The sequence below is a fragment of the Vibrio sp. 10N.247.311.14 genome, from assembly GCF_041467715.1.
Classification (GTDB): domain Bacteria; phylum Pseudomonadota; class Gammaproteobacteria; order Enterobacterales; family Vibrionaceae; genus Vibrio; species Vibrio crassostreae_C.
On record NZ_JBFSVE010000001.1, the window covers coordinates 72,182 to 84,222 of the forward strand.

General features: G+C 44.5%; 12 protein-coding genes. 4 read left to right on the plus strand and 8 right to left on the minus strand.

Features of this window, described 5'->3' with window-relative positions; genetic code table 11:
* Positions 1-23: 23 nt before the first annotated feature.
* From AB6F11_RS00360 to rpsB, 6 genes are all read right to left on the minus strand, one after another.
* Positions 24-866: a phosphatidate cytidylyltransferase gene (locus tag AB6F11_RS00360; protein WP_017063365.1), complete on the minus strand. Its 843-nt coding sequence runs from the start codon at positions 864-866 to the stop codon at positions 24-26.
* A 15-nt stretch (positions 867-881) separates the two neighbouring features.
* Positions 882-1,634, minus strand: coding sequence for an isoprenyl transferase (locus AB6F11_RS00365; protein WP_017063364.1), 753 nt, complete (start codon positions 1,632-1,634; stop codon positions 882-884).
* A gap of 98 nt (positions 1,635-1,732) precedes the next feature.
* The gene (gene frr / locus AB6F11_RS00370; protein ID WP_017060741.1) at positions 1,733-2,290 is read right to left on the minus strand and encodes a ribosome recycling factor; all 558 of its coding nucleotides are present in this window, start codon (positions 2,288-2,290) and stop codon (positions 1,733-1,735) included.
* A gap of 98 nt (positions 2,291-2,388) precedes the next feature.
* Positions 2,389-3,120 carry a UMP kinase gene (gene pyrH / locus AB6F11_RS00375; RefSeq protein WP_017060742.1) on the minus strand — a complete coding sequence of 244 codons (732 nt, stop codon included), beginning with the start codon at positions 3,118-3,120 and terminating at the stop codon, positions 2,389-2,391.
* A 161-nt stretch (positions 3,121-3,281) separates the two neighbouring features.
* The gene (tsf, locus tag AB6F11_RS00380) at positions 3,282-4,127 is read right to left on the minus strand and encodes a translation elongation factor Ts (RefSeq protein WP_017063361.1); all 846 of its coding nucleotides are present in this window, start codon (positions 4,125-4,127) and stop codon (positions 3,282-3,284) included.
* A 141-nt stretch (positions 4,128-4,268) separates the two neighbouring features.
* A complete protein-coding gene (gene rpsB, locus AB6F11_RS00385) occupies positions 4,269-5,000 on the minus strand; it encodes a 30S ribosomal protein S2 (protein ID WP_032546326.1) in 732 nt (243 codons plus the stop codon).
* Between the two features lie 457 nt (positions 5,001-5,457).
* On the opposite strand from rpsB, the gene map reads away from it, so the two are divergent.
* From map to AB6F11_RS00400, 3 genes are all read left to right on the plus strand, one after another.
* A complete protein-coding gene (gene map / locus AB6F11_RS00390; protein ID WP_017060743.1) occupies positions 5,458-6,336 on the plus strand; it encodes a type I methionyl aminopeptidase in 879 nt (292 codons plus the stop codon).
* Positions 6,337-6,474: 138 nt separating this feature from the next.
* Positions 6,475-9,096 carry a bifunctional uridylyltransferase/uridylyl-removing protein GlnD gene (glnD, locus tag AB6F11_RS00395; RefSeq protein WP_102394422.1) on the plus strand — a complete coding sequence of 874 codons (2,622 nt, stop codon included), beginning with the start codon at positions 6,475-6,477 and terminating at the stop codon, positions 9,094-9,096.
* Between the two features lie 181 nt (positions 9,097-9,277).
* Positions 9,278-9,661, plus strand: a complete 384-nt coding sequence (locus AB6F11_RS00400; protein ID WP_004734354.1) for a DUF3461 family protein — start codon at positions 9,278-9,280, stop codon at positions 9,659-9,661.
* A 153-nt stretch (positions 9,662-9,814) separates the two neighbouring features.
* On the opposite strand, the gene truC is transcribed toward AB6F11_RS00400, so the two are convergent.
* Both truC and AB6F11_RS00410 read right to left on the minus strand, forming a co-directional pair.
* Complete coding sequence (truC, locus tag AB6F11_RS00405) at positions 9,815-10,564, minus strand: tRNA pseudouridine(65) synthase TruC (protein WP_017060745.1); 750 nt, start codon at positions 10,562-10,564, stop codon at positions 9,815-9,817.
* A complete protein-coding gene (locus tag AB6F11_RS00410; protein WP_102394421.1) occupies positions 10,564-10,878 on the minus strand; it encodes a YqcC family protein in 315 nt (104 codons plus the stop codon). Before AB6F11_RS00410 ends, truC begins: the two co-directional genes overlap by 1 nt.
* 87 nt (positions 10,879-10,965) lie before the next feature.
* On the opposite strand from AB6F11_RS00410, the gene AB6F11_RS00415 reads away from it, so the two are divergent.
* The gene (locus tag AB6F11_RS00415) at positions 10,966-12,006 is read left to right on the plus strand and encodes a DUF3549 family protein (protein ID WP_017060747.1); all 1,041 of its coding nucleotides are present in this window, start codon (positions 10,966-10,968) and stop codon (positions 12,004-12,006) included.
* The last annotated feature ends 35 nt before the right edge of the window (positions 12,007-12,041 follow it).

The window sequence follows — 12,041 nt, forward strand, 5'->3', positions numbered from 1 at the left end:
GGCAGAATCACTGCCCTTTTTTATTAGAATGCTAAATAAAGCAGAGCAAAGACAGGGAATGCAGCCGTTAAGCTATCTATTCTATCTAGTATACCACCATGACCAGGAATCAGATTACTGCTGTCTTTCACCCCAGAAACACGCTTAAACATGCTTTCAACAAGGTCACCTAGAACAGAAATAACAACGGTCACAAGGGTAATAACAATCATGTGAAGTGGGCTTGTGAATTGGATGTCAAACAAGTCAGCAAAGATCCAAGCCACGATCACCGCAGTAATAATGCCACCGATAAGACCTTCAATCGTCTTATTAGGGCTTACCGCTGGTGCCATTTTACGCTTACCAAAACTCTTTCCTGAAAAGTATGCGCCGCTATCTGCAGCCCAAACAAGCAAGCAAACAAACATCACCAGTTTAGCACCGTGGTAAGGATCAGCATCGATACCGTTAGCACGCAGGATAACCACACTCCAGAAGAATGGCAGCAGAGTCAGCACACCAAAGGCGTGACGAAGAAGAGAAGAGTCTTTCCATGCAGGCATAGACTTAGGATAAGTCACCGCCATGCCACTCGCGATTACCCACCAAATCGAGCCAATCGTTAGAATGGCGTAGTGAGCAGTAGACAAGTTATTAAGGCTAAATGCATCAAAAGGGATAAAAGCAAAACTTGCAGCACTTACCACAACCGTTGGAATCAACGCTACATAACGTGATTTGCTTTCAACAAACTGAGTCCACTCCCAAAAACCCAATAGCGAGATTACCGCTAGTGAAAGAATAAATGTAGGAAGTGATAACTCGAAAATACCTAGAATAACTAGGGGAGCTAAAATCAACGCCGTAATAATTCGTTGTTTCAAACCAAAAAATCCTTATTAACTGTCCATCAGAGCTTTAATTTGCTCACCGGTGCATCCAAAACGACGCTCACGGTTAACAAACCAAGTCACAGCTTCTACTAAGCTGTCTTCATTAAAGTCTGGCCAGAATTGTTCAGTGAAATACATTTCGGCGTAAGCCAACTGCCAAAGCATAAAATTACTAATGCGGCATTCGCCACTGGTACGGATAAGTAGATCGACTTCAGGAATATCTGCCATTGTCAGGTGCTGTGTAATCATAGCTTCATCAATGTCATCTACATTAATATCACCAGACTTTACCTGTTGAGCAATAGAGGTCATTGCTTGCTGAATATCCCACTTACCGCCGTAGTTAGCTGCAATATTAATAACCATACCCGTATTGGTGCTAGTCAAAGCTTCCGCTTCTTCTATCTTCTTTTGTAGTCGATCATTGAAACGACTTTTATCACCAATAACACGAAGTTGTAGATTATTTTTATGAAGCTTTTTAACTTCACTCGACAGCACTGAAATAAACAGTTCCATCAAGATACCGACTTCTTCTTCAGGACGACGCCAGTTTTCGCTACTAAATGCAAAAAGAGTAACGGCTTTAATGCCAAGTCTGGCTGCAGAAGAGATAGTTTTACGAACGGCTTGAACACCGTTTTTATGGCCAAAGACGCGAGGCTTGCCCTGAGCTTTTGCCCAGCGACCATTACCATCCATAATGATAGCAATGTGTTTAGGAAGAGAGTCTGTGAACGCTTGAGAATTATGCATAAAAGAGTGAATCAAATTCTAATAGTCGAACAGAGTAGCATAAAAAAACGCTGCACCGTGAGTACAGCGTTTTTCCGGAAAGAAAAGAATATGGAAAATTAAACTTCCATCAACTCTTTTTCTTTAACAGCTAGAACTTCGTCTACGTTCTTAACCGCAGCGTCAGTTAGCTTTTGAATTTCGTCTTGTGCTTTACGATCTTCATCTTCAGAGATTTCTTTATCTTTAAGAAGTGCTTTTAGATCGCCATTCGCGTCACGACGGATGTTACGGATAGCAACACGGCCACCTTCAGCTTCGCCACGAACGATTTTAACTAGGTCTTTACGACGCTCTTCCGTTAGCGGTGGAAGTGGAACACGGATAACCGTACCAGCAGACATAGGGTTTAGGCCTAGGTCAGATGTCAGGATTGCTTTTTCAACTAGAGGAGTCAGTGTTTTATCAAACACTGTAATAGCTAGTGTACGTGCATCTTCAGCGATAACGTTAGCTACTTGAGTCAAAGGCGTTGGAGCACCGTAGTACTCAACAGTAAGACCAGAAAGTAGGCTCGGGTGAGCACGGCCTGTACGAATCTTTTGCAGGCTGTTTTTTAGTGCATCAACACTTTTTACCATGCGCTCTTGAGCGTCTTTTTTGATTTCGTTAATCACAATTTCACCTTGATTATGTTCTTTCTTCAAGAAAGCTTTTTATTTGGAGTGATAAGGATAAGCTTACCAAGGTACAACACCTCAGTAAGCCCGAAAAATTAGTCAGCGTCGCTGATTAATGTACCTTCAGTTTCACCCATAACCACGCGACGTAGTGCGCCTGGTTTATTCATGTTAAATACACGGATTGGCATTTTGTGATCACGTGCTAGCGTAAATGCAGCCAAGTCCATTACTTTAAGTTCTTTATCAAGAACCGTGTTGTAAGACAACGTATCATACAACTCTGCGTCTGGGTTTGCTACAGGGTCAGAAGTAAATACACCATCTACTTTTGTCGCTTTTAGAACTACGTCAGCTTCGATTTCGATACCACGTAGACATGCAGCAGAATCCGTAGTGAAGAATGGGTTACCCGTACCAGCAGAGAAGATCACAACGCGACCTTGACGTAGTTGGCTGATTGCATCTGCCCAGTTGTAGTCGTCACACACACCTTTAAGAGGGATTGCAGACATTACACGTGCGTTTACGTAAGCACGGTGAAGAGCGTCACGCATTGCAAGGCCGTTCATTACCGTTGCAAGCATACCCATGTGGTCACCAACAACGCGGTTCATGCCAGCTTCAGCAAGACCAGCACCACGGAACAAGTTACCGCCACCGATAACAACACCAACTTGAACGCCTAGTTCAACCAATTCTTTTACTTCTTGAGCCATACGATCAAGGATCGTTGGGTCAATACCAAAACCTTCTTCGCCTTGTAGCGCTTCACCGCTAAGTTTTAACAGAATACGTTGATACACTGGTTTAGGGTTCGTAGTCATGGAGTTTACCTTCCAAAGAGTTGATGATTAACAGTCATGGATAAAAACTGAGTAAGTCAGTTTGCATTCATAACCACTAACGTTGCCTTCAAAAATAGTTCACTATTCATAAAAAGACCGCAGCATTTGCCACGGTCTTTTTTCAAACAATACGCTAAGGATTAACCTTTTTGTACCGCTGCAACTTCGTCAGCGAAGCTCATTTCAGCAGCTTTCTCGATACCTTCACCAACTTCTAGACGTACGAAGTTAGATACTGCAGCGCCTTTTTCTTTAAGGATTTCGCCAACAGTTTTCTTAGGTTCCATGATGAAAGCTTGACCAGTTAGAGAGATTTCGCCCGTGAATTTCTTCATACGGCCGATAACCATTTTCTCAGCGATCTCTTGAGGCTTGCCTTCGTTCATAGCGATTTCAACTTGAACTTCTTTCTCTTTAGCAACTACGTCTGCTGGTACGTCTTCTGGGTTAACAAACTCAGGACGAGAAGCAGCAACGTGCATAGCAACGTGCTTAAGAGTTTCAGCTTCGCCTTCACCAGCTACAACAACACCGATTTTCTCACCGTGACGGTAAGAAGCTAGTGCAGCACCTTCAACGTAAGCTACGCGACGGATGTTGATGTTTTCGCCGATTTTAGCAACTAGAGCAACGCGAGTTTCTTCGAACTGTGCTTGTAGCTCTTCTACAGAAGCTTTAGAAGCTACTGCTGCAGCTGCAACTTCTTCTGCAAACGCAGTGAAGCTAGCATCTTTTGCTACGAAGTCAGTTTGGCAGTTAACTTCAAGAAGAACAGCTACACCGTTCTCTTCTTTGATGATGATTGCGCCTTCAGCAGCAACGTTACCAGCTTTCTTAGCTGCTTTCGCTGCGCCAGATTTACGCATGTTTTCAATTGCTAGTTCGATGTCAGCGTTTGCTTCTACAAGCGCTTTCTTACATTCCATCATGCCAGCGCCAGTGCGCTCGCGAAGTTCTTTAACTAGAGCAGCAGTTACAGTTGCCATTCTCTATTCCTCGGTTGATTCGAAAATAAGGTAAAAATCAGGGGCCAAAACGAGGCCCCCGATCTAACTATAACTTAGCTTACATTTAATAAAGATTTCAAAATCTATATTAGCTAAGCCAAGCGTGATTCAGAGCCGCTATTATTCAGCTTCTACAAAACCATCTTTTTCAGCAGCTACAGCAGCAACGTCTTTGTTACGACCTTCTTTAACCGCGTCTGCAGCAGCGTTTAGGTAAAGCTGTACTGCACGGATTGCATCGTCGTTACCTGGGATAACGAAGTCAACGCCGTCTGGGTTAGAGTTAGTATCAACTACAGCGTAAACTGGGATACCTAGGTTGTTTGCTTCTTTAACTGCGATGTGTTCGTGATCAGCATCGATTACGAATAGAGCGTCTGGTAGGCCGCCCATGTTCTTGATACCACCAAGAGACTTCTCTAGCTTCTCCATTTCACGAGTACGCATTAGAGCTTCTTTCTTAGTTAGCTTGTCGAAAGTACCGTCTTGAGCTTGCGCTTCAAGTTCTTTCAGACGCTTGATAGACTGACGAACAGTTTTGTAGTTCGTTAGCATACCGCCTAACCAGCGGTTGTTAACGTAGAACTGGTTGCTGTTTACAGCAGCTTCTTTAACAGCTTCAGATGCAGCGCGCTTAGTACCAACGAAAAGAACTTTACCTTTCTTCTCACCAACTTTAGCGATTTCTGCTAGAGCTTCGTTGAACATTGGTACAGTTTTTTCTAGGTTGATGATATGTACTTTGTTACGAGCACCAAAGATGAATGGCTTCATTTTTGGGTTCCAGTAACGAGTTTGGTGACCGAAGTGAACACCAGCTTTAAGCATATCGCGCATTGATACAGTTGCCATTTTAAAATCCTCTATGGGGTTAGGCCTCCACATCCCCCATGAATCCGACCCCTAACAACTAACCACTTTTCAGCCGTTATCTGTGTTGTTGAGGCACCCCGGAACATGTGTCGGAATGTGTGTGATTTAAAGAAATAAGTTAGTGGACATAAAGCTTGTTTCGCCAATTGGAGAAAACAGTCCTGATGTCCGGCGCGCTTTATACCATATTTTGTCTATCTATGGCTAGAAAAAATTCTAAAAATGGCGACTGCTATACTGATCTCTAAAGGTAAATTTTCTCTATAAAATAGTGTCTATATCAAGCAGGTTCTGCATCTGTTAACCGAACATTATTTAATCACGTTAACAGTATCCTCCAGTATTGTACGGACATGGTAATGTTGCGCTAAATTGCTGCACTGATAGAATAGCCCCAATATGCACACTTAGGTGCTACCAAATTAAGAGATATGCAATGGCTGTAAAAATTAAAACTGCTGAAGAAATTGAAAAAATGCGCGTCGCCGGCAAGCTGGCCGCTGACATTATTGAGATGATCGAACCTCACATCCAAGTGGGTACCACGACGGAAGAGCTCAATACGCTTTGTCATGAGTACGCTCTAGAAAGAGGTGCATACTCTGCGCCACTCGATTACCACGGTTTCCCTAAGTCTATCTGTACGTCTATCAATCATATTGTGTGTCACGGCATTCCCGCGTCACAAGACGAGACGGGTAGCACAGGTCAATTCAAACCTGCGGTACTCAAAGATGGCGACATTCTGAACGTTGATATCACAGTTATCATCCCTGATGACGCAAATGCCGATCTTAGTACTCGCCCTCAAGGCTACCACGGTGACACCTCTAAGATGTTCCTAGTGGGTGAGGTTTCACCTGCAAACAAGCGTCTGTGCATGGTTGCTCAAGAAGCACTTTACGAAGGCATGCGCCAAGTTAAGCCAGGTGTTCAACTTGGTCAAATCGGTACTGCTATCGAGAAGTACATCAAAACAAACAACAAGAACAACCCACGCGCTAAGTTCTCTATTGTTAAAGATTACTGTGGTCACGGCATTGGTTCTGAATTCCACGAAGATCCACAAGTAGTTCACTACAAGAACAGCGATCGCACCGTGCTAAAAGCAGGCATGTGCTTCACTATCGAGCCAATGATCAACGCGGGTAAGTTTGGCTGTCGTCTTGATGACGAAGATAGCTGGACAGTATACACAGCAGACAGCAAGAACTCGGCTCAATGGGAGCACACTCTGGTTGTAACTGATACTGGTTGTGAAGTACTAACACTGCGCAGCGATGATACAATCCCACGTATCATGAAGAACGCTTAGTTCACCGAACTGAGCGCATCAGCCTTTTAAAAATATCCTCGCATTGTCGAGGATATTTTTTATCCACTCAATTTCGATTTTCCATCAGCTTCTGTTAAATTGTTTACTATTCTCATTTGCTTGCACGGATAGCAGACTATGCCTTATCAATGCCCTCTTACGTTCAATGACGAACAAATTGAAATCTGCGAATTAAAAAATCAGCTCGAGATCTTCACGCAGTATCAAAAAAATGAATTTCTGAACCACCATCCCGTCACCGATTTGGTTCTACTCCGCTCCGAATACATGGATTTACTTCTCAATCGTTTGTGGGAAAATTTCGGATTCAACAAACTGCCTCATATTTCACTTGTCGCAGTGGGTGGTTATGGTCGTGGCGAACTGCATCCTTTGTCTGACATTGATATTCTCATTGTCTCGCAAAAAACACTACCACCAGCTCTTGGTGAAAAGGTCAGTCAATTCATTACTCTACTTTGGGATTTAAAGCTCGAAGTTGGCCATGCTGTGCGAACTATTACTGAGTGTCTCGATATCGGCACCGATGATTTAACCGTCGCGACCAACCTACAAGAGTCGCGATTGTTATGTGGTAGTGAAGACACTTTCCAAGAACTAAAACTGAAGATTCATTCCGATTCATTTTGGCCAAGTGAGACGTTTTACAAAGCCAAGATTCAAGAACAGAGAGAGCGTCATGCTCGCTACCACGACACCACCTATAATTTAGAACCGGACATCAAATCGACTCCGGGAGGGCTCAGAGACATCCATACCCTGAGCTGGGTTGCGCGTCGCCACTTCGGCGCGACCTCTTTGTTAGAGATGAGCAAATACGGCTTTCTGACCGATGCTGAATATCGTGAGCTCGTTGAGTGCCAAGATTTTTTATGGCGTGTTCGCTTTGCATTGCATATTGAACTGCGCCGTTACGACAACCGTTTAACGTTCGCGCATCAAGCTCAAGTCGCTGAACATCTGGGTTATACGGGTGAAGGAAACCGTGGTGTTGAGATGATGATGAAAGAGTTCTACCGAACTCTTCGTCGTGTTGCTGAACTGAATAAGATGCTGCTTAAGCTGTTCGATCAAGCGATCATCAATGGCGGTCAAACCCAAGATGCTGAAATTCTCGATAGTGATTTCCAACGTCGAGGTTCGTTGATCGAAGCGCGCAAGCCTGCCCTATTCCAAGCAAGACCAGAAACCATTCTCGATATGTTCATCCATATCGCCAATGACTCGACTATCGAAGGGGTAAGTCCACCAACATTGCGACAACTGCGTACGGCACGCCGTCGATTGAACCGATTCCTGCATACCATTCCTGAAGCTCGTGACAAGTTCATGGATCTAGTTCGCCACCCTAATGCCCTGCACAAAGCCTTTAGCTTAATGCACAAATTGGGCGTGCTCTCTGCGTACTTACCGCAGTGGAGCCAGATCGTTGGTCAGATGCAGTTTGACTTATTCCATGTTTACACCGTGGATGAGCACAGTATCCGCCTGCTCAAGCACATCAACCGCTTTGGTCAAATCGAAAACCACGATAAGCACCCTATCTGCTGTGAAGTCTATCCTCGAGTACAGAAGAAAGAGTTGCTGATCCTTGCCGCTATCTTCCATGACATCGGCAAAGGCCGCGGCGGAGACCACTCTGAGATAGGTGCGGTTGAGGCTTACTCTTTCTGTATTGAACACGGGCTATCGAAGCCTGAAGCCAAACAAGTCGCGTGGTTGGTACAAAATCACCTATTGATGTCAGTAACGGCTCAACGTCGTGATATCTACGACCCAGATGTGATCACCGAATTCGCCAAAAAAGTGCGTGATGAAGAATCACTCGAGCTACTGGTTTGTTTAACCGTTGCCGATATCTGTGCGACTAACCCTGAGCTATGGAACAGTTGGAAACGAACCCTGTTAGCTGAGCTGTTCCACTCAACGCAGCGAGCACTGCGCCGCGGCTTGGAAAACCCTGTCGATGTCAGAGACCGTATTCGTCACAACCAACAAATGGCATCAGCACTGCTGCGTAAAGAAGGCTTCACCGCTCGTGAGATTGAAGTGTTGTGGCAACGCTTTAAGGCCGATTATTTCTTGCGTCACACACATAAACAAATCGCTTGGCACTGTGAGCACTTACTTCGCCTAGAAGACCCAAGCCAACCGTTAGTGCTGATCAGTAAGAAAGCGACGCGTGGTGGCACAGAAGTGTTCGTTTATTGTAAAGACCAAGCAGCACTGTTTGCGACCGTGGTTGCCGAACTCGACAGACGCAACTTTAACGTTCATGACGCGCAGGTCATGGTTAGCAAAGATGGTCATGTTTTGGATACCTTTATCGTACTAGACCAGCACGGCGAAGCGATTGATGAAGCAAGACACAAAGCCGTTGCTAAACATCTGACTCATGTATTGGCTGATGGCCGCCCAACTAAGATTAAGACGCGTCGCACGCCACGTAACTTGCAACACTTTAAGGTCAAAACCTTAGTTGAGTTCCTACCAACCAAGAGCAAGAAACGTACCTTGATGGAGTTAAGAGCTCTTGATACGCCGGGGTTATTGGCTCAAGTCGGTGCAACCTTTGCGGAGCTAGACATCAACTTGCACGGTGCCAAAATCACCACCATAGGTGAGCGAGCAGAGGATCTGTTTATTCTGACCAGTGAAGCGGGAGGAAGGCTGTCTGAAGAACAAGAACAGGCACTAAGAGAACGATTAACCGAGCACGTTTCTGAACTCGCACCTTAGAAAGCGAATTCAGTCTAAAAACAGGTTTAATAACCAAATAAGTGTGGGCAAAGATAGAGAGCGATCTTGCCCACAACTTACAATCAATTCACAGATATCAACTATCTAGCTCGTCGTTAGGCTGCTACATTGATCAAGTCAATTACATAAAAGTATTACATTCATAACCTAGAGGTCGCTTATGTATCCAAACCTCACTGGCTTAGGTATCCACGAACCTAAACAGATTGAACGTTACTCCCTTCGCCAAGAAGCGCACAAAGATATCCTGAAGATTTACTTTCGTAAGCAGAAAGGGGAACTGTTCGCGAAAAGCGTTAAATTTAAGTACCCACGACAAGTAAAAAGTGTGCTTGTTAGCGGTGGCAATAATCAATACAAAGAAGTGACAGAGATTAACCGCAACCTCACTCTTGTGATTGATGAACTCAACAAAATCACCAAACCGACGCCAACGGCTGAGGTGGATGTGAAGCAGAAGATCCTTACCGACTTACGCCATCTAGAGAAAGTGGTATCAAGCAAGATCGCTGAGATCGAAGCTGATCTAGAAAAGCTAAAATGATCCCGCGACTAACTATTACTGTTAACTAACCAACATTAGTTATGCCGTTAAGGTTATACAGATACAAAAAGGGCTGATATCACTATCAGCCCTTTGTTTTTTATTCTATTTTCTCTATTCACTTAGACTGGAGATTGCCTAAACACGCGAGACTTACTTAGACAAGCAAGTTTGAGCATCGATTAAGTTAGTATCCCACTCAAAGGTTTCAAACAACCTTAGCCAAGTTTCATCAAGGTTGGCCTTCATCACCAACTCTTCTTTTGTGAAAGGATGGATAAAGCGAAGCTCAGAAGCGTGCAACAACAAACGATGCGAATCTAAATCATCACGGAACAGTCGATTGTGCTTACCATCACCATGTGAAGTATCACCGACAATCGGATGTCTTAGATGAGCCATGTGACGACGCAGCTGATGTTTGCGACCTGTCTTTGGCATCATCTCAACCAAGCAGTAGCGGCTCGTAGGAAAGCGTCCTGTTGAATATGGCACTTCTACTTTTGCTAGCGGTTCATAGACTGTCACTGCCTCTTGCGCTTCTTTGTCTTCTTTCGCGAACTTATCTGCGATCTTATCCAGCTCAACCTTAAGTGCATAATCGAGCGTATCGCCCTCTTCTATCCAACCACGGACAATCGCATGATAGGTTTTTTGCATCTCATGATTAGCGAACATTGGCATCACCTGTGAAGCAACCTCACTCGACAACGCAAACACCAACACACCCGATGTCGGTCTGTCTAAGCGGTGTAATGGAAATACATGCTGACCAATTTGATCGCGCAATGTCTGCATAACAAATTGCGTTTCGTGTTTATCCAACCATGAACGATGCACTAGCATGCCAGCGGGCTTATTCACCGCGACAAAGTACTCATCTTGATAAATGATCTCTAACATTACGCACATACCTCATCAATGCTCTGAATTGTCACTAGCAGTCCGACTTTGTCTGCCTCATTTTTCCACACTTCACCAAAATAAGGATGGATAGCAAAGCCTTTCGGTAGGCTCATTTGGGCATCCATCATTGCGTTGATCTTAACGATAAAGATCCACTGCAACCACTCTTCCGGTTGTAACGAATCAATCCCGAAAGGTTCAACGCTCGCCAGAGCTTCATCCGAAGGCGGAAGAACACTCCATAGAGAACATTGGCGCATTTGTTGTTCTAATTGTTGAAGTAAAAGAGGTAACTTTGTGGCTGCTGTCATTTTTCACCAAGTTATTTATCTAGTGACCTTGAAATTGGGGCATAGAGTACCATCTATTTAGGAAAGAAAGTTAGGAGCTTTATTACTATGGAAACGATTCACACGCTCACTCAGTTGCTAAAGAATAGCGGTTGCCAATACGATATCTACGACCTAGGTCGCCGTATCCAGAAGATCGACAACACCCTATTCTCTGATGTTGAGCAGGGGAAACAGCCATACCCGTTTCCACTTCAAAAACAAGCTCACTTAGCGATTAGCTACTGGAACGAACACAAGCAGCCTTGGATCTGGTTCCTAAAATTCAAACTGGACGAAAGAGGCCTATTACATCAAGGTGATGTCGGCAATTTCCTTAAGTTTGTTATCGAAGCGATGGGCACACGTTTGAACGGTGAGATCAGCGAAGAGCAACAACAAAAGCTGTCAAACAACCCATATACCTTCAAGCCTTCAGAAGACAAAATGGCCGTGTTCCATAGCCAAGTAAGAGCAGGTTTAGACCTTGCAACGAGCCAATACTACGAACACGCTCAACACTACTTCACAGGCGATCTAGGCTGGGACAACTGGAAAACCGTTGGCCTACAAGGCATCACTGATATGTGTGCTCGTTTAGGCAGCCAACAAAATGGTGTCGCGATTCGCAAAGCATTGAATAAGCTGCCTTCAGAACCTCTATACGCGACTCTCGGGGCGCTTGAGCATACGCAAATCAATGACAAGCTCGCTCAACGCTTACAAGAAATGGCAGAGAATGAGATTAACAGTCAAGAGCCAGATCTGTTCTTACTGTCAGCACTGGTACGTGCCCTTTCTGGCGCAGAGCAAAGCACAACCAACGCCGTAATTAACCAAGTTCTGGCTAGCCCGCGCTTAAGCCACCAAGAAGTATTGATTGGTTTGGCTGGTCGCAGCTGGCACGCACTGCAAGATCCTGCGATTGCTGAGCAGTTCTTGCTGCGTCTCGCACAAACGGGCAACCAAAACTTGTTCAATCAGTTATTTGCAGATTTAGTGATGATTCCGACACTGAGAATGGTATTTTTACCATTATTGAACTCGAACCCATCACCAGAACTCGCCAATGCACTTGTAGAATTACAACAAGCGGCTAAGTCGCAATAGATACCAGACAGAACAGCTCAGTAGCTCATAACAAA